Source organism: Ideonella sp. (assembly GCF_036277275.1).
Taxonomy (GTDB): Bacteria; Pseudomonadota; Gammaproteobacteria; order Burkholderiales; family Burkholderiaceae_C; genus Ideonella.
In genome coordinates, this window is the sequence record NZ_DASUNH010000034.1 from 58,999 (window position 1) to 76,338 (window position 17,340).

Sequence of the window (17,340 nt, forward strand, 5' to 3'; positions counted from 1 at the left end):
GTGCAGCATGGGCGGCGGCCAGTGTCTGCAAGCCGCGTACAAAGGGCAAGGCCGCCGTCAGCAGCCTTCGTAGAATCGGGGTTTTCCCGCTTAACTGCCACCTCCCGAGAACACCATGAGCCTGCACAACGTGACCCCCGGCCCCAAGGCACCCGACGAGTTCAACGTGATCATCGAGATCCCGATGAATGCCGACCCGATCAAGTACGAAGTGGACGAAGACAGCGGCGCGCTGTTCGTCGATCGCTTCATGGCCACCTCGATGCACTACCCGTGCAACTATGGCTACATCCCGCAGACGCTGGCCGACGACGGCGACCCGGTCGATGTGCTGGTGATCACGCCGGTGCCGCTGATCCCGGGTGTGGTGGTGACCTGCCGCCCGCTGGGCATGCTGCGCATGGACGACGAAGCTGGCGGCGACAACAAGCTGCTGGCCGTGCCGATCGACAAGATCCTGTCGATCTACTCGCAATGGCAGAAGCCGGAAGACCTGAACCCGCTGCGCCTGAAGACCATCCAGCACTTCTTCGAACACTACAAGGACCTCGAAGCTGGCAAGTGGGTCAAGGTGCTGGGCTGGGAGGGCAAGGACGCTGCGCTGGAAGAAGTGCGCGCCGGCCAGGCCAACTGGAAGGCCAAGCAGGCCTGACCGACCAACAGGACGGACTGTCGATGCCTTGAGGTATCGTCCGCGCTGGCGTGCCGCCTGATGGAGGCGGCCGCGGCGTCATAACGCAACGCCGCCTACGGGCGGCGTTTGTCTTGTGGCGCCAGAGTTTTCGATCAGGAGTCGAATCGATGCGCAAGATCCCGTTCGGGTGGTTGGTGGTTGCCAGTGCCATGCTGGCTTGCTCGGCGCAAGCCGCCCCCGCCCGCAAGCCGCAAGCCAAGGCACCGCCGCGCGGCAAGCCCGCCGTGGTCGCCAAGGCCACGCCCGCAGCCGCCACGTTGCAGCCGGTGCGCAGCGTCGAAGGCATCGTCGAGTACCGCCTAGCCAACGGCCTGCAGGTGCTGCTGGCGCCTGACGACGCCAAGCCCACCACCACGGTCAACCTGACCTACCGCGTCGGCTCGCGGCAAGAGAACTACGGCGAGACGGGCATGGCCCACTTGCTGGAACACCTGTTGTTCAAGGGCTCGCCGAAGTACCCCAAGGCCTGGGCCGAGTTCACCAAGCGGGGCCTGCGTGCGAATGGCAGCACCTGGCTGGACCGCACCAACTACTTCGCCAGCTTCACCGCCAACGAAGACAACCTGCGTTGGTATCTCGGCTGGCAGGCCGACGCGATGATCAACAGCTTCATCGCGCGGCGCGACCTGGACACCGAGATGACGGTGGTGCGCAACGAGATGGAGATGGGGGAGAACAATCCCTCGCGCATCCTGTTCGAGAAGACGCTGGCGATGATGTTCCAGTGGCACAACTATGGCCACGACACCATCGGTGCGCGCACGGATGTCGAGAACGTCGACATCGGGCGCCTGCAGGCGTTCTATCGCCAGTACTACCAGCCTGACAACGCGACCTTGATCGTCAGCGGCAAGTTCGATCCGGCCAAGGTCATCGCCTGGGTCCAGGCCGAGTTCAGCAAGATTCCGGCGCCCAAGCGCAAGTTGCCGCAGCTGTACACGATCGACCCGGTCCAGGACGGCGAGCGTGCGATCACGCTGCGTCGCAATGGCGGTGTGCCGCTGCAGTTCGCGGCCTACCACGTGCCGCCCGGTGCACACCCGGACACGGCGGCCGTCGAGCTGCTGGGGCTGGTGATGAGCGACGTGCCGGCCGGCCGCCTGCACAAGAAGCTGGTCGAGGGCCAACTGGCGGCCAACGTGTTCTCGTGGAATGCTGCGCTCGCCGACCCGGGCTTCGCGCTGTTCGGTGCCCAGTTGGCGCCGGGCCAGGATCCGGACAAGGCGCGTGACGCGCTGCTGGCCACCATCGAATCGGTGGCGGCGCAGCCGGTGACCGAAGAAGAAGTCAACCGAGCCCGCGCCAAGTGGCTGAAGGAATGGGACCTGCGCTTCTCGGACCCGGAGACCGTCGGCGTGGCCTTGTCCGAGACGGTGGCGCAGGGCGATTGGCGTCTGTTCTTCCTGCTGCGCGACCGTGTCAAGACGGTGACGGCGGCGGACCTGAACCGCGTCGCGACAGAGCGCTTCCTGCGCGACAACCGGACGTTGGCGACCTTTGTGCCGACCGACAAGCCGACACGCGCGCCGAAGCCCGAGACCGTCGACGTCGTCGAGCAGCTGAAGAACTTCAAGCCAGTGGAAACGATGGCCAAGGTCGAAGCCTTCGATGCCTCGCCGGCGAACATCGAGTCGCGCACCCAACGTTTCGAGGTGGCGCCTGGGCTGAAGGTATCGCTGCTGCCGAAGGCAACGCGCGGCGATGTGGTCAACGCACAGCTCTCGCTGCGGCTGGGTGATGAAGAAAGCCTGAAGGGCCAGGCGACGACAGCCGAGCTGCTGGCCGCGATGCTGGACAAGGGCACTTCGAAGTTGAGCCGCCAGCAACTGCAAGACCGCATGACGGCGCTGAAAGCCGAGATCCAGTTCAGCAGTTCGGCCGACAACCTGACGGCCAACCTCCTGACCACGCGCGAGAACCTGCCGGCGGTGATCGATCTCGTTGGCCAGATGCTGCGCGAGCCGGCATTCCCGGCCGACGGGCTGGACGAGGTGCGCCGGCAGGTGGTCTCTGCCGTCGAGCAAAGCCGCAAGGAGCCTGAGGTGATCGTCGAGGATGCACTCGACCGCCATGGCAACCCGTACCCGAAGGGCGACGTGCGCTATGCCCGCACCTTTGACGAGACGGTGGGAGAGGTCAACGCAGCGACGGTGGCGCAGCTCAAGGCATTCCACCAGCGCTTCCTCGGCGTCGGCCGCGCGCAGTTTGCGGCGGTAGGCTCGATGGACGTGCCGGCCGTGCGTGCCGCGCTCGACAAGGCTTTCGCAGGCTGGGCCCCGGCGGTCGCGTTCAGGCGCGTGCCGCACCCGCTGGTGGCTGTGCCTGGCGCCCGCCTGGCGTTCGAAACGCCGGACAAGCAGAACGCCACGATGCTGGTGCGCCTGCCGCTGCCGCTGAAGGAGCTGGACCCGGACCAGGCGCCGTTGATGGTGGCCAACTTCGCTTTCGGCAGCGGTGGCAACTCGCGGCTGTGGAAGCGCATCCGCGAAGCCGAGGGTCTGAGCTACGACGTGCGCAGCAGCCTGGCGTGGAATGCCGAAGACGCCAACACCGGTTGGCAGGCCAGCGCGATCTTTGCGCCGCAGAACCGCGCCAAGGTCGAGCTGGCATTCAAGGAAGAGGCCGAGCGCGCGGTCAAGACCGGCTTCGCCGCCGAAGAGATCGCGCAGGCCAAGGCCGCGCTGCTGAACTACCGGCGCCTGACGCGCGCGCAAGACGGCAATCTCGCCGGTGGCCTGGCAAACAATGACTACCTGGGCCGCAAGTTCACCGTGGCGCAGCAGCTGGACGATGCGATCGCGGCGGTGACGCCTGAGCAAGCGACGGCCGCCTGGCGCAAGTACATCGACCCGCAGCGCTTCGTCAGCGCAGTCGCCGGCGATTTCAAGGGCAAGTGATGCTCACGGCGGCGGGCTGGGCTCGCCGCCTTCCTGCGCCGTGGTGGCGGCCTTGAACGGATCACGCTCTCGAAGCTCGTCCAGGTAGGCGGCCACACCCTGGCCCTCGCGGGCGAGGAAGTCTTCGACCGCACGGGCGAACTGCGGGTGGGCGAGCCAATGGGCTGAGCGGGTCGGCGTCGGTGTCAGGCCCCGCGCCATCTTGTGTTCGCCTTGGGCGCCGCCCTCGAAGCAGCGGTAGCCATGCTCGATGCACCACTGCAGCGGTTGGTAGTAGCAGGCCTCGAAGTGCAGGAACGACACCGCCTCGGTGGCGCCCCAGTAGCGCCCCCAAGCCCAGCCACGATCGGGGTCGATCGCGACCAGCGAGGCCGCGATGGGCTGGCCCTCGCGCTGCGCCATGAACATCAGCCAGTGCCGCGGCAACTCGCGCGCGACGCGCTGGAAGAACTTCAGGTTCAGGTACGGCGTCGAGCCGTGCGCGCGGTAGGTCAGGCTGTAGCAGCGGTGGAAGAAGCGCCAGTCGGCTTCGGTGATGGCTGCGCCTTCGCGCACCTCGAATGTGATGCCGGCCTCGGCCACGCGCCGCCGCTCCTGCTGGATCTTCTTGCGCTTCTCGCGTTGCAGCGCGGCCAGGAAGTCGGCGAAATCGGCATAAGGCCGATCCATACGGTTGCGCCAGTGAAACTGCACGCCGTGGCGGATCATCCAGCCATCGGCGCCGGCGGCTTCGAAGTCCTCGTCGTTGCCGAACAGCAGGTGGGCCGATGACCACTCGTTTCGCACCGCCAGGCTGCGCAGTGCCCGCATCAGCAGCAGGCGTTCTTCGGCGCTGCTCGCGAGCAGCCGAGGGCCCGGCACGGGCGTGAAGGGCACCGCCGCCAGCAGCTTGGGGTAGTAGTCCAGGCCATGGCGCCGGTAGGCGTCGGCCCAGGCCCAATCGAACACGTACTCGCCGTACGAGTGCGATTTCAGGTAAGCCGCGACGGCGCCGACGAGGCGGTCGCCACGATGCAGTGTGATGAAGGCCGGCGTCCAGCCCGAATCACCCGAGGCACAACCGGTCTGATGCAAGGCCAGCAAGAACTCGTGGCGCAGGAAGGGCAGCGGGTCGGGCTGGGCGGAAAGCAGCTCGTTCCACTCGGATGCTGCGATGTCGGCGGGGTTGCCGTGGACCCGAATGACATAATCGATTGCTCCGCTTTCTGTATCGCTCATGCGCAGCCCGGACTTCGTCTCAGGCACCGTCTTGGTGGCATTGGCCCAGATCAACGCGACGGTGGGCGATCTGGCCGGCAACGCGCGCCGGATGGCCGCATCGGCCCGCGAAGCCTACGCGCAGGGTGCCCGCTTGGTGCTCGCGCCCGAACTGGCCTTGACCGGCTATCCGCCTGAAGACCTGCTGCTTCGCCCAGCGTTCCTGCGCGCGTGCGAACAGCAACTGGCGGCCTTGGCCGCCGAGCTGGCTGATTGCGCAGGCTTGCATCTGATCGTCGGGCATCCGTTGTCTTGGGGTGATGCGCACGATCTTAGGTCGAAGTCCTATTCCCTGCCGCGGCGCTTCAATGCGGCCTCGGTGCTGGCAGGGGGGCACATCCAGGCGACCTACTGCAAGCGTGAGTTGCCCAACTACCAGGTGTTCGACGAACGGCGCTATTTCGTCTCGGGCCGTGACGCCGGCCGCAGCCCGGTGGTGGTCGATGTGGAAGGGGTTCGCTTCGGCATCCTGATCTGCGAAGACGCCTGGTTCGACGAGCCTGCCGAGTCGGCCTGCATGGCGGGTGCCGAGGTGCTGTGCGTGCTGAACGCCTCGCCCTTCCACCTGGACAAGCACGACGAGCGGGAGGCGCGCATGTCTGCGCGGGCCAAGGCCTGTGGCGTGCCGCTGCTGTATTCCCATCTGGTGGGTGGCCAGGACGAGGTGGTGTTCGACGGCGCTTCGTTCGTGGTCGACGCGCAAGGCGTGGTGCAGGCGCGTGCCCCGATGTTCGAGGCGGCCACGTTGATGGTCGAGGTGAGCGCCGAGGGCACTGCCAAGGGCGAGATCGCGCCGGTGCCTTCGCTCGAGGCGCAAGCCTGGGGCGCGCTGGTGATGGGCGTGCGCGACTACCTGGGCAAGAATGGCTCTCCCGGCGCGATCATCGGCCTGTCAGGGGGCATCGATTCGGCGCTGGTGCTGGCGATCGCGGTTGACGCGCTCGGTGCCGACAAGGTGCGCTGCGTGATGATGCCGTCGCCCTACACGGCCGACATCTCGTGGCTCGATTCGCGCGACATGGTGGCGCGGCTGGGCGTGCACTACGACGAGATCGGCATCACGCCGATGTTCGACGCTTTCCGCGGTGCGCTGGCCGAGCAGTTCGCGGGGCTGGCCGAGGACGCGACCGAAGAGAACATCCAGGCCCGTGTGCGCGGCACGCTGCTGATGGCGCTGTCGAACAAGACCGGCTCGATCGTGCTGACGACCGGCAACAAGAGCGAGATGGCAACCGGCTACTGCACGCTGTACGGTGACATGGCAGGTGGCTTTGCGGTCATCAAGGACGTGGCCAAGACGCTGGTCTATCGGTTGGCCGTGTGGAAGAACCAGCAGCCCAATGTGCGCGCTGACGGCTCGATCGGCCCGGTGATTCCCGAGCGCATCATCACGCGGCCGCCCTCGGCCGAGCTGCGGCCCGACCAGAAAGACCAGGACAGCTTGCCGCCCTACGAGGTGCTGGACGCGATCCTCGCCCGCTATATGGAGGACAACCAGGGCATCGAAGAGATCGTGGCCGCAGGTTTCGACCGTGCCGACGTTGAAAAGGTGACCCGGCTGATCAAGACCAACGAGTACAAGCGGCGCCAGGCGCCGGTGGGGATCCGCATCACCCACCGGGCCTTCGGCAGGGATTGGCGATACCCGATCACGTCGAAGTTCCGTGCTTAAATCGAACCGAACCAGACTCTTTCCCCACGGAGGCCGCCCATGAAACAGATCACCGCCATCATCAAGCCGTTCAAGCTGGAGGAAGTGCGCGAGGCGCTGGCCGAGGTCGGGGTGTCAGGCCTGACGGTGACGGAAGTCAAGGGTTTCGGCCGGCAAAAAGGCCACACCGAGCTGTACCGCGGCGCCGAGTACGTGGTCGACTTCCTGCCCAAGGTGAAAGTCGAGGTGGTGGTGCGCGATGCCGACGTCGACCGGGCGATCGAATCGATCGTCAAGGCCGCCAAGACCGGCAAGATCGGCGACGGCAAGATCTTCGTTACCGCGGTCGAGCAAGTGGTGCGCATCCGCACGGGTGAGACGGACGAAGCAGCCGTCTGAGGCACCACGCTCCCTGCTACGAAAACCTGGCTGGGTCTTTCCCGTCAAGGCCGTATTCAAAGGGGGGCGATGGGTCCCATAGGGCTCGTGCAGCGGACCGGCGACGGATCTCCGTGCCAGCGACCTGAAGATCCCGGCACGTGGTGCGGGCTGTCGCTCGCATCGAGTCGCAGCGGGGGTCAAACGCTGCGCAGTGGCGCCCGGAACACATAGCCCACTCGAGACTGCGACTGCATCGGCACCACCACCGGCGTGGCGCGCTCGATGCGCCGGCGCAGCCGGTACAGCGTCGCGCTCAGGGTGTTGTCGGGCTCTTCGGTGACGGGGCGGCCCAGGCGGCGACACAGCAGTTCGCGGGTGACGGTCTGCCCCGCGGCTTCGACGAAACACTCCATGACCACCAGATCGCCTTCGCTCAGGTCGACCCGCACGCCGTCCGGCGCGACGAGCTGGCCGGCGTGCCGATCCAGCACCCATTCCTTCGACCCGGCTTCGGTGGCGATGACGCGGCGGTGGACCGCACGGATCGCGACCACGACCTGGTCAAAAGTGACCGGCTTGGCCAGGTGCATGTCGGCGCCGGCATCGACCACCGCCGAGAACACGTCTTCCGCCACCCGGCCTGACACCACCAGCACGCCGGCATGGGTGCGTCGACGCAGCACGCGGATCAGCTCCACGCCGTCGATGCCGGGCAGCATCAGGTCGACGAGGTAGAAGCCGTAGCTGAACGGTGCCGTGTCGGCCAGCAACTCGTCGCTGTCGGCAAAGCGGTGAACCTGGATACCGAGGCCGCGCAGATGCTGGGCCAGGAACTCGGTGTACTCCACATCGTCGTCGATCAGCGCGATCGACGCGGGCAAAGCATGGGTATCGGCGTTCGGCATAAGCGGCCATGGCTGCGTGAAGGGCTGCTTTGATTCTAGGCAAGCATCTTGAATCCGGCAGGGGCTCCGGTAAATCGCGTACGCCGCTGAACGCGATCATCCGCTTCACCGGCACCCTGCTGATGCGCCTGTCGGGCCGCTGACGCTGGAGCAGGAGAAGCAGTTGGGCATGGTGCAGTCCAGTGGCAAGCACCTGCTGTCGCTGATCAACGACTTGCTGGACCTGGCCAAGATCGAATCCGGCGGTGTCGAGGTGCAACTGGTGCCGGTCGACTGCAACGCCCTGGTGGAACCCCGCCGACGCCATTCAGCTGGCACGGGCCGAGCGACCACACCTGATCATCAGCGACGCCGGGATGCAGCCGGGCAGCGGCTTCGATTTCATCGAGATGGTCAAGGCCGATCCGATGGTGCGCGACGTCCCGTTCATCTTCCTTTCGACCACGGACTGGGACGAAAGCGACCGTGCCGGGGGTCTGGCATTGGGCGCGACGCGCTACCTGCGCCGACCGATGGAATCGGCGACGTTGTTGAGCGAAATCCGGCGTTGCCTGAACGAAGCCGGCATCGGCTGAGGCGGCCCGGCGTCGCTGCGCGGGTCAGCACTCGACGATGTTGACCGCCAGGCCTCCGCGAGCGGTTTCCTTGTACTTCGTCTGCATGTCGGCGCCGGTCTCGCGCATGGTCTTGATGACCTTGTCGAGGCTGACGTGGTGCGTGCCGTCGCCGTGCAGCGCCATGCGTGCGGCGTTGATGGCTTTCACCGAGGCGATTGCGTTGCGTTCGATGCACGGGATCTGCACCAGGCCGCCGACCGGGTCGCAGGTCAGGCCCAGGTGGTGCTCCATGCCGATCTCGGCGGCGTTCTCGGCCTGTTCCGGCGTGCCGCCCATCACCGCGGCCAGCGCACCGGCGGCCATCGAGCAGGCCACGCCCACTTCGCCTTGGCAGCCGACTTCGGCGCCCGAGATGCTGGCGTTTTCCTTGTAGAGAATGCCGATCGCCGCGGCGGTGAGCATGAAGTCCATCACCCCGGCGTCTGTCGCGCCGTGCACGAAGCGGTGGTAGTAGTGCAGCACGGCGGGCACGATGCCGGCGGCACCGTTGGTCGGTGCGGTCACCACGCGGCCGCCGGCGGCGTTTTCTTCGTTCACCGCCAGTGCATACAGGTTGACCCAGTCCATCACCTGCAGCGGGTCGCGCAACGCGGCCTCGGGGTTGGCGGTCAGGTCGCGGTACAGCTGCGCCGCGCGGCGCTTGACCTTGAAGCCGCCGGGCAGGATGCCGTCGGTGCGCAGGCCGCGGGCGACGCAGTCCTGCATCGCGCGCCAGATGCGCAGCAGGCCGGCGTCGATCTCGGCGTCGGAGCGCCAGTGACGCTCATTGGCGCGCATCACCTGCGCGATCGTCAGCTTTTCGCGTGCGCAGACTTCCAGCAGCTCGGCGCCCGAGCGAAAGGGCAGCGGCAACACGGTGGTGTCCGGTGCGATGACCTTTTGCTTGCTGCCATCGGCCGCCACTTCGTCGCTGACGACGAAGCCTCCACCGACCGAGTAGTAGGTGCGGTTCTCGATCTCGTTGCCGTCGGCGTCGTAGGCGATCAGCCGCATGCCGTTGGCGTGGAAGGGCAGGGTCTCGCGGCGACGGAAGATCAGGTCTTCCGGCTCGTCGAACGCCACCTCGCGCTCACCCAGCAGCGACAGGCGCTTGCTGTTGCGGATGGTCTCCATCAGCGTCGGCACCGCGTCCACGTCCACCGTGTCCGGCTCGTGTCCGGCCAGGCCGAGCAGCACCGCCTTGTCGGTGCCGTGGCCTTTGCCGGTGGCGCCAAGCGAGCCGTACAGCCAGCAGCGCACGCGCACCGTCTTCGACAACAACCCCTCGCTGCGCAGGCGTGCCGCAAACAAGCGCGCTGCGCGCATCGGGCCCACGGTGTGGGAGCTGCTCGGCCCGATGCCGATCTTGAAGAGGTCGAATACAGAAACTGCCATGGATCTCTCCAGTCAATCAGCACGGGGCTTCGACAAGCTCAGCCGGAACGGTGTGTGTGCAACGAGGCTTCGACAGGCTCAGCCCGAACGGGGAGGGGGTGCCGATCCGGGACGGCTTAGACACCCGACTCGCACCACCGTTCGCCCTGAGCTTGTCGAGGGGCATTCGATCAGCCTGAGCCTGTCGAAGGGCCAGCGATAGGCTCAGGTGTCCTGGAGGCGAAATTACTCTGCCGCGAACTCGCTCATCGGCACGCACGAGCAGAACAGGTTGCGGTCGCCGTAGACGTTGTCGACACGGCCCACCGGCGACCAGTACTTGTGCTGGCGCAGCTCGGCCACCGGATAGGCGGCTTCCTCGCGGGTGTAGGCGTGCGGCCAGTCGGCCTTCAGCAGGCTTTGCGAGGTGTGCGGCGCGTTCTTCAGCGGGTTGTCTTCCTTCGGCCAGGCGCCGCTTTCGACCTTGCGGATCTCTTCGCGGATCGACAGCATCGCGTGGCAGAAGCGCTCCAGCTCGACCAGCGGCTCGCTCTCGGTCGGCTCGACCATCAGCGTACCGGCCACCGGGAACGACAGCGTCGGCGCATGGAAGCCGTAGTCGATCAGGCGCTTGGCGACGTCTTCGGCGCTGATGCCGGAGCTGTCCTTCAAGGGGCGCAGGTCGAGAATGCATTCGTGGGCCACACCGCCACCCTTCACACCGGCAATGCCGCCGCTGTAGTGGATGTCGTAGTGGTCAGACAGCTTCGCCGCCACATAGTTCGCGCTGAGGATCGCGGTTTCGGTGGCGTGCTTCAGGCCGTCGGCGCCCATCATGCGGACATACATCCAGCTGATCGGCAGCACGGCCGCGTTGCCCAACGGCGCAGCCGAAACGGCACCCACGCCGCCTTCGCGCACCTGGCCGGCCGTCGCATGGCCGGGCAGGAAGGGCACGAGGTCTTCGACCACGCAGACCGGGCCGACGCCCGGGCCGCCACCGCCGTGCGGGATGCAGAAGGTCTTGTGCAGGTTCAGGTGGCTCACGTCGCCGCCGAACTGGCCTGGTGCGGCCACGCCGACCAGGGCGTTCATGTTGGCGCCGTCCACGTAAACGCGGCCGCCGTACTGGTGGACCATCGCGCACAGCTCCTTCACCCGCGGCTCGAACACGCCGTAGGTGGAGGGGTAGGTGATCATGATGCAGGCCAGGTCGTCCTTGTGCTGCTCGCACTTGGCCTTCAGGTCGTCGAGGTCGACGCTGCCGTTGGCATCGCACTTCACGACCAGCACCTGCATGCCCACCATCTGCGCCGAGGCGGGGTTGGTGCCGTGCGCCGATTCGGGGATCAGGCAGACCTTGCGGTGGCCTTCGCCACGCGACTTGTGCCAGCCGCGGATCGCCAGCAGGCCGGCGTATTCACCCTGTGAGCCTGCGTTCGGCTGCAGGCTGATGCCGGCGTAGCCGGTGGCCTGGCACAACCAGCCGGTCAATTGCTCGTTCAGCAGCGCGTAGCCCTTGAGCTGCTCAGCCGGGGCGAACGGGTGGATGGCGGCGAACTCGGGCCAGGTGATGGGGATCATCTCGCTGGTCGCGTTCAGCTTCATCGTGCACGAACCCAGCGGGATCATGCTGCGGTCCAGCGCCAGGTCCTTGTCGGCAAGACGGCGCAGGTAGCGCAGCATCTCGGTTTCGCTGTGGTGCGTGTTGAACACCGGGTGCGTCAGGAAGGCGCTCGTGCGGCGCAGGCCTTCGGGCAGGCGCAGTGCGATGCCGGTGGCGTAGTCTTCGACCTTCGGCAGCGTCTGGCCGCCGGTGGCGAACCAGCTCCACAGCGCGGCGATGTCTTCGCGCGTGGTGGTCTCGTCCAGCGAGACGCCGATGTGCTTGGGCGACAGGCGGCGCAGGTTGGCGCCACCGGCCAGCGCACGGCCGATGATCTCTTCGGTGTGGTCGCCGGTCTCGACAGTCAGCGTGTCGAAGGCATAGGGGTTCTGCACCTTCAGGCCCAGCTTGCCCAGGCCGTCGGCCAGGATCGCGGTGAAGCTGGCCACGCGGGTGGCGATGCGCTTCAGGCCCTCGGGGCCGTGGTAGACGGCGTACATGCTGGCGATGACGGCCAGCAGCACCTGCGCGGTGCAGATGTTCGAGGTGGCCTTCTCGCGGCGGATGTGCTGCTCGCGCGTCTGCAGCGCCAGGCGGTAGGCCGGGTTGCCGTGCGAGTCGACGCTCACCCCGACAAGGCGACCGGGGAGAGATCTCTTGAACTCATCCCTGCAGGCCATGAACGCGGCGTGCGGGCCGCCACCGCCCATCGGCACGCCGAAGCGCTGCGAGTTGCCGATGACGATGTCAGCGCCCCATTCGCCCGGGGGCGTCAGCAGCGTCAGCGCCAGCAGGTCGGCGGCGACGATGAAGGCGGCGTTCTTCGCATGTGCCTTCTCGACGAACTCGCGCATGTCGTGCACCAGGCCGTTGGTGGCCGGGTAGCTGGCGAGCACGGCGAAGTAGTCGTGCTCTTCCATCAGCTTCGGCGCGAAGCCGACGATGACTTCGATGCCCAGCGGCTCGGCGCGGGTCTGGACGACCTCGATCGTCTGCGGATGGCAGTCACCGGCGACGATGATCGTGTTGCTCTTGCTCTTGACGCTGCGCTTGGCCAGCGTCATCGCCTCGGCGGCGGCGGTGGCCTCGTCGAGCATCGAGGCGTTGGCGATGGCCATGCCGGTCAGCTCGGAGACCATGGTCTGGAAGTTGACCAGCGCCTCCATGCGGCCCTGCGAGATCTCGGCTTGGTAGGGCGTGTAGGCGGTGTACCAGGCGGGGTTCTCGAGGATGTTGCGCAGGATGACGCCAGGCGTCAACGTACCGTAGTAGCCCTGGCCGATGAAGCTCTTCTTGACCTGGTTCAGCGCGGCCACGGCGCGCAGCTCGGCCAGCGCTTCGGCCTCACTCGCCACCGCGGGCAGGGCCATCGGCTGCGCACGCATGATCGACTTCGGCACGATGGCGTCGATCAGGGCCTGGCGCGAGGCCACGCCGATCACGCTCAGCATGTGCGCCTCGTCGGCCGTGTCCGGGCCGATGTGGCGGGCGATGAACTCGCCGTGGTTTTCGAGGGCGTCGAGGGGGGTGTGAGCGTGCATCAGCATGAGCGGGGAAGGGCAGTGGCGGGGAGGCGCTCGAGCGGAATCGGGTTCATTTCACCGTTCGCCCTGAGCCTGTCGAAGGGCAGGCCCTGAGCCTGATGGGCTTCGACAAGCTCAGCCCGAACGGTGTCGGGGCTCGAGGAGGGGGAAGGTCAGAGCGTCTTCAGCAGCGCGTCGTAGGCCGGCGGGTCCATCAGCTGGTCGAACTCGGCCATGTTGGTGACGTGGACCTTGAAGAACCAGCCGTTGCCCATCGGGTCGGTGTTGGCCAGCGCAGGGTTGGCGCGCAGCTCTTCGTTGACCTCGACGACCTCGCCGGTCACGGGCATGTAGATGTCGGCGGCGGCTTTCACCGATTCGACAACGCCGGCGATCTCACCCTTGTTGTAGGTCTTGCCCACTTCGGGCAGGTCGACGAATACCACGTCGCCCAGCGCGTCTTGCGCGTGCAGCGTGATGCCGACCACAGCGGCTTCGTGATCTTCGATGTTGATCCACTCGTGGTCGGTGGTGAACATGGTCGTCATGGGCAGGGCTCCTCTTGGGGAATGTGTACTGGGAAGCGAAGGTTGATTCAGGGCCGGCCGGCGGTCAAGCCTGTAGACCCTGGTTGGCGGACTGATCTGCCCGGCTCAGCCGCGGTAGTAACGATGGGGGGCGAAGGGCATCGCGGCGACCTTCATCGGCAACCGCTTGCCGCGCACCTCGGCGAACACCTCGGTACCGACAGCGGCATGCGAGGCGGGCAGGTAGCCCATGGCGACCGGCTGGTTGACGGTCGGGCCCAGCGTGCCGCTGGTGACGGTGCCCAGCTCGGTGCCGTCGGCGTTCACCAGCTTGGTGCCTTCGCGGATCGGCGCGCGCTCCAGGCCGACCAGGCCGACGCGCTTGCGCTTGGCGCCTTCGGCCAGCTGCGCGTCGATCACCGCGGCGCCCGGGTAGCCGCCAGCACGGGCGCCACCGGCGCGGCGCACCTTCTGGATCGCCCAGGTCAGCGCGGCCTCGACCGGCGTGGTGGTGGTGTCGATGTCGTGGCCGTACAGGCACATGCCGCCTTCCAGGCGCAGCGTGTCGCGTGCGCCCAGGCCGGCCGCCTTGACTTCGGGTTGGGCCAGCAGCTCACGGGCCAGGGCAACGGCCTGGTCCTGATGGACGGAGATCTCGAAGCCGTCTTCACCGGTGTAACCCGAGCGGGTGACGAAGCATTCGGCGCCGCCCGCAGAGGTCGACAGCGTGAACACGCCGCCGGTCATGAAGGTGAGGGCGGCCACACCGGGGTTCAGCCGGGCCAGGGCCTCGGCGGCCTTCGGGCCTTGCAGTGCCAGCAGCGCACGCTCGGGCAGCGGGCGGACTTCGCAGCGGTTGCCGATCTTCGACTTCAGGTGCGCGATGTCGGCGTCCTTGCAGCCGGCGTTGACGACGACGAAGAGGTCGCCGAACTTGTCCAGCGCATCCGCCGGCGGGCGGGTGATCATCAGGTCGTCCAGCAGGCCGCCCTGGTCATCGGTGAAGAAGGCGTAGCGCTGCTTGCCCGCGGCGAGGTCGACCACGTCGACGGGGACCAGCGTTTCCAGCGCAGCGGCGGCATCGGGGCCGATCAGGCGCAACTGGCCCATGTGGGAGACGTCGAACAGCGCGGCGGCTTCGCGGCACTGCTTGTGTTCGGCCATCAGGCCGGCGGGGTACTGCACCGGCATCGCGTAGCCGGCAAAGGGCACCATGCGGGCGCCGAGTTCGAGGTGGAGGGCGTGCAGCGGTGTCTGCAGCAGATCGGCGGCGGGTGCGGCGGAGGACATCGTTTGTCTATCCTGTGTCGAGGGCAATCCAAGGAACCTGAAACGGTCGGAAGTGCCCTCGCTGTCCGCTTTACCTGAGAGATTGACGGTGTCGGCGTGTGGCCGGGCACCGCTTGCCCCTTCGGTGGATGGGCTCGATGACCCATCTCTCTCCAGTGAGGAACGCTCCGCATCTTGACGCGAAGCGCTTGCCAGTCCTTTTGCCTGAGCGTTCGAAGCCTGTACGGCCTCTGCGCCTTCGGCGGCCCCGGATGGGGCTCTCTCCTGGCAAGCGGGCAGTGTACCCGAGGGCGCGGCTGCCATGGCACCATGCGGCGGCGCCTTCACCTGTTCCCAGCCCGATCCGCCGATGTCCACAGCCCAGGTTTTCATCAGCTACCGCCGCGACGACGGCGCCGGCTATGCCCGGGCGATCGCGGCCGAGTTGTCCAGGCGTTTCGGCGCGGGCCGGGTGTTCATGGATGTCGACGACATCGCCGCTGGTCAGGGCTTTGCCGAGGTCATCCAGCGCGCGGTCGGCAGCGCCAGCGTGCTGCTGGTGTTGATCGGCCGCCGGTGGCGCGGTGAGCGCGAGGGCGGTTCCCCGCGGCTGCATGACACCGGGGATTTCGTGCGGCTGGAGATCGCCGCGGGTTTGCGGCTCGGGCTGCGGGTGATTCCCGTGTTGTTGGATGGCGCCACGATGCCGGCTGCCGGCGAGATGCCCACCGACATCCAGGCCCTGGCCGGCCTGCAGGCGCTGGAGGTCGGCAACACCCGTTTCGCGGACGACATCGAACGCCTGGTGGCCGCGCTGGCCGGCACGTTGGGTGCCCCGGCCCGTCCAAGCCGCCGCCGTTGGGGCCTGGCGCTCGGCGCGGCCTTGCTGCTGGCGGCGGCCGCCGTGTGGTGGGTCGGTCACCGCGCGCGGCCGGCGGTCAATGGCGAGTGGCAGGGCGAGCTGCACTACGCCTGGGCGAACACGCCGCGCGTCGAGCGCTTCACCTTCGGCGGCCAGGGGCAGGCGCTGAATGGCAGTGCGTCGTTCCTGGGGTTGCCGCGCGGCGTGCTGGCGGGCCACGTCGACAGCGACGGGCTTCGTTTCGATACCCGGACCAGCGAGATGGGCGGGGCGGAGCTGCTGCACCACTACCGCGGGCAACTGGTGGGTGACGAGATCCGCTTCGTGCTGCAGACCGAAGGTGGCACCGCCCCGCACGAGCCGGTGACGTTCGTGGCGCGACGCGTGGGCGCCGAACCAGCGCGTTGAGTCATGGCGCTGAGCGCTACATTGGCTGATCCACCCGATCGCAAGGAACGCAGATGCTGACCGAACAAGACCCGCTGCTGCTTCGCCACGACGACCCGCGAGGCATCGTGACCGTGACGCTGAACCGCCCGCAGGCCTTCAACGCCTTGTCCGAGGCGATGCTGGCGGCACTGAAGACCGAGCTGGATGCGCTGGCGAAGGATCCTCGAGCCCGGGTGCTGGTGCTGGCGGCGTCCGGCAAGGCGTTTTGCGCCGGTCACGACCTGAAGGAGATGCGTGCCGAGCCGTCGCTCGACTACTACCGCAGCCTCTTCGCCCGTTGCGCCAAGGTGATGATGCAGATCCAGCAACTGCCGATCCCGGTGATCGCGAAGGTGCAAGGGGTGGCCACCGCGGCCGGCTGCCAGCTGGTGGCGGCTTGCGACCTGGCGGTGGCGCTGCGCAGCGCGCGTTTTGCGGTCAGCGGCGTCAACCTGGGCCTGTTCTGTTCGTCACCGGCCGTGCATCTGAGCCGCAACATCGCGCGCAAGCAAGCGTTCGAGATGCTGGTGACCGGCGAGTTCATCAGTGCCGATGAAGCGCAGCACTGCGGCCTGGTCAACCGCGTGGCCGACGACATGCTGTCGCTGGACGCCGAGATCGAACGGCTCGCCGCCAGCATTGTCGCCAAGCCCCGCGCCGCCGTCGCGCTGGGCAAGGAGTTGTTCTATCGCCAGCTCGAAGCCGGCGTGGAAGCCGCCTACATCGACGCCGGCCACACGATGGCCTGCAACATGATGGACGAGGCGGCGCTCGAGGGCGTGCAAGCCTTCAACGAGAAACGGCCACCGCGCTGGTAGCCGGGCCGACCGACCGATCTGTTGGCGGCTGACCTGAACGGGGCTTGAATCCGTGTGAGTTCGAGTAACTGGTATTGCTACCAGTGTGCTTGTGCGCAAATACCAATTGAATACCGGTAGTTGATTGGTTAGATTCCGGTTCACCAGTCGCAGGCGGACGCCGTGGGCCGAACAAGGGCACCCCAGAAATCCACATGGCTTGCCGCGGAGGGCGATTGGTGAATGCGGCATCGGGACCTCCGGGCCGCCCCTTTCTCTCGCATCGAACAGGAGCAATCCATGTCCATGAACACACGTGCGCGTGCCTTCTGCCAGCACGCGCTGATCGCTTTCAGTGCAGCCGTCGCCACGGTGCCGGCCCTGGCGGCGGCCGACTTGCCGCCCGAGGCGCTGAGCACCAACCCCGACGGGCGCTACTACACGGGCTACTACCCAAGCTGGAGCGACAACTGGTTCGACGCGACCGGCAAGACGCCCGGCCAGGTCTACGCGGTCAGCAAGTTCGCGCGTATTCCCGCCACCTACACCCACGTGAACGCCTCGTTCGCGAA

The 17,340-nt window shown here is 67.0% G+C and carries 14 protein-coding genes and 2 riboswitches; of the genes, 8 read left to right on the plus strand and 6 right to left on the minus strand.

Annotation, left to right across the window (positions count from 1 at the left end; genetic code table 11):
- Window positions 1-115 precede the first annotated feature (115 nt).
- Both ppa and VFY73_RS07550 read left to right on the plus strand, forming a co-directional pair.
- Window positions 116-652 carry an inorganic diphosphatase gene (ppa, locus tag VFY73_RS07545; RefSeq protein WP_329717312.1) on the plus strand — a complete coding sequence of 179 codons (537 nt, stop codon included), beginning with the start codon at window positions 116-118 and terminating at the stop codon, window positions 650-652.
- Between the two features lie 149 nt (window positions 653-801).
- Window positions 802-3,591, plus strand: a complete 2,790-nt coding sequence (locus VFY73_RS07550; RefSeq protein ID WP_329717313.1) for a pitrilysin family protein — start codon at window positions 802-804, stop codon at window positions 3,589-3,591.
- A gap of 3 nt (window positions 3,592-3,594) precedes the next feature.
- Here VFY73_RS07550 and VFY73_RS07555 read toward each other — a convergent pair whose 3' ends face one another.
- The gene (locus VFY73_RS07555) at window positions 3,595-4,809 is read right to left on the minus strand and encodes a GNAT family N-acetyltransferase (RefSeq protein WP_329717314.1); all 1,215 of its coding nucleotides are present in this window, start codon (window positions 4,807-4,809) and stop codon (window positions 3,595-3,597) included.
- Here VFY73_RS07555 and VFY73_RS07560 point away from each other — a divergent pair.
- Together VFY73_RS07560 and VFY73_RS07565 are read left to right on the plus strand one after the other, a co-directional pair.
- Window positions 4,808-6,520, plus strand: coding sequence for an NAD+ synthase (locus tag VFY73_RS07560; RefSeq protein ID WP_329717315.1), 1,713 nt, complete (start codon window positions 4,808-4,810; stop codon window positions 6,518-6,520). The two genes, VFY73_RS07555 and VFY73_RS07560, sit on opposite strands and share 2 nt — an antisense overlap.
- A 39-nt stretch (window positions 6,521-6,559) precedes the next feature.
- On the plus strand, window positions 6,560-6,898 hold the full coding sequence (locus VFY73_RS07565) for a P-II family nitrogen regulator (protein ID WP_329717316.1): 339 nt from the start codon (window positions 6,560-6,562) through the stop codon (window positions 6,896-6,898).
- Between the two features lie 179 nt (window positions 6,899-7,077).
- Here the strand turns inward: VFY73_RS07565 and VFY73_RS07570 are convergent, their stop codons facing one another.
- Window positions 7,078-7,785 (minus strand): response regulator transcription factor, encoded by a 708-nt coding sequence (locus VFY73_RS07570; RefSeq protein ID WP_329717317.1) that lies wholly within the window; start codon window positions 7,783-7,785, stop codon window positions 7,078-7,080.
- Window positions 7,786-8,030: 245 nt separating this feature from the next.
- On the opposite strand from VFY73_RS07570, the gene VFY73_RS07575 reads away from it, so the two are divergent.
- A complete protein-coding gene (locus tag VFY73_RS07575; protein ID WP_329717318.1) occupies window positions 8,031-8,360 on the plus strand; it encodes a response regulator in 330 nt (109 codons plus the stop codon).
- A 24-nt stretch (window positions 8,361-8,384) separates the two neighbouring features.
- On the opposite strand, the gene VFY73_RS07580 is transcribed toward VFY73_RS07575, so the two are convergent.
- The 4 genes from VFY73_RS07580 to gcvT form a co-directional block, all read right to left on the minus strand.
- Window positions 8,385-9,776, minus strand: coding sequence for an L-serine ammonia-lyase (locus tag VFY73_RS07580; RefSeq protein ID WP_329717319.1), 1,392 nt, complete (start codon window positions 9,774-9,776; stop codon window positions 8,385-8,387).
- Between the two features lie 225 nt (window positions 9,777-10,001).
- Window positions 10,002-12,908, minus strand: coding sequence for an aminomethyl-transferring glycine dehydrogenase (gene gcvP, locus VFY73_RS07585; protein WP_329717320.1), 2,907 nt, complete (start codon window positions 12,906-12,908; stop codon window positions 10,002-10,004).
- Between the two features lie 149 nt (window positions 12,909-13,057).
- Window positions 13,058-13,432, minus strand: a complete 375-nt coding sequence (gene gcvH, locus VFY73_RS07590) for a glycine cleavage system protein GcvH (protein ID WP_329717321.1) — start codon at window positions 13,430-13,432, stop codon at window positions 13,058-13,060.
- Between the two features lie 105 nt (window positions 13,433-13,537).
- Window positions 13,538-14,701, minus strand: coding sequence for a glycine cleavage system aminomethyltransferase GcvT (gene gcvT, locus VFY73_RS07595; protein ID WP_329717322.1), 1,164 nt, complete (start codon window positions 14,699-14,701; stop codon window positions 13,538-13,540).
- A 51-nt stretch (window positions 14,702-14,752) separates the two neighbouring features.
- Window positions 14,753-14,867: riboswitch (glycine riboswitch) on the minus strand.
- 16 nt (window positions 14,868-14,883) lie between these two features.
- Window positions 14,884-14,978, minus strand: a riboswitch (glycine riboswitch).
- Between the two features lie 72 nt (window positions 14,979-15,050).
- Here gcvT and VFY73_RS07600 point away from each other — a divergent pair.
- From VFY73_RS07600 to VFY73_RS07610, 3 genes are all read left to right on the plus strand, one after another.
- Window positions 15,051-15,950 carry a toll/interleukin-1 receptor domain-containing protein gene (locus VFY73_RS07600; protein ID WP_329717323.1) on the plus strand — a complete coding sequence of 300 codons (900 nt, stop codon included), beginning with the start codon at window positions 15,051-15,053 and terminating at the stop codon, window positions 15,948-15,950.
- 53 nt (window positions 15,951-16,003) lie between these two features.
- Complete coding sequence (locus VFY73_RS07605) at window positions 16,004-16,789, plus strand: enoyl-CoA hydratase (RefSeq protein ID WP_329717324.1); 786 nt, start codon at window positions 16,004-16,006, stop codon at window positions 16,787-16,789.
- A 279-nt stretch (window positions 16,790-17,068) separates the two neighbouring features.
- Window positions 17,069-17,340: hypothetical protein (locus tag VFY73_RS07610; protein WP_329717325.1), on the plus strand; the 272-nt coding region annotated here is incomplete at its 3' end.

What these genes read in the sequence shown, in the direction of transcription:
- VFY73_RS07605 (WP_329717324.1), top strand. Translation starts at nt 16,004, where the DNA reads ATGCTGACCGAACAAGACCCGCTGCTGCTTCGCCACGACGACCCGCGA.
- VFY73_RS07560 (WP_329717315.1), top strand. Translation starts at nt 4,808, where the DNA reads ATGCGCAGCCCGGACTTCGTCTCAGGCACCGTCTTGGTGGCATTGGCC.
- gcvT (WP_329717322.1), bottom strand. Translation starts at nt 14,701, where the DNA reads ATGTCCTCCGCCGCACCCGCCGCCGATCTGCTGCAGACACCGCTGCAC.
- ppa (WP_329717312.1), top strand. Translation starts at nt 116, where the DNA reads ATGAGCCTGCACAACGTGACCCCCGGCCCCAAGGCACCCGACGAGTTC.
- VFY73_RS07580 (WP_329717319.1), bottom strand. Translation starts at nt 9,776, where the DNA reads ATGGCAGTTTCTGTATTCGACCTCTTCAAGATCGGCATCGGGCCGAGC.
- VFY73_RS07550 (WP_329717313.1), top strand. Translation starts at nt 802, where the DNA reads ATGCGCAAGATCCCGTTCGGGTGGTTGGTGGTTGCCAGTGCCATGCTG.
- VFY73_RS07565 (WP_329717316.1), top strand. Translation starts at nt 6,560, where the DNA reads ATGAAACAGATCACCGCCATCATCAAGCCGTTCAAGCTGGAGGAAGTG.
- VFY73_RS07555 (WP_329717314.1), bottom strand. Translation starts at nt 4,809, where the DNA reads ATGAGCGATACAGAAAGCGGAGCAATCGATTATGTCATTCGGGTCCAC.
- gcvP (WP_329717320.1), bottom strand. Translation starts at nt 12,908, where the DNA reads ATGCTGATGCACGCTCACACCCCCCTCGACGCCCTCGAAAACCACGGC.
- VFY73_RS07600 (WP_329717323.1), top strand. Translation starts at nt 15,051, where the DNA reads ATGTCCACAGCCCAGGTTTTCATCAGCTACCGCCGCGACGACGGCGCC.
- VFY73_RS07570 (WP_329717317.1), bottom strand. Translation starts at nt 7,785, where the DNA reads ATGCCGAACGCCGATACCCATGCTTTGCCCGCGTCGATCGCGCTGATC.
- gcvH (WP_329717321.1), bottom strand. Translation starts at nt 13,432, where the DNA reads ATGACGACCATGTTCACCACCGACCACGAGTGGATCAACATCGAAGAT.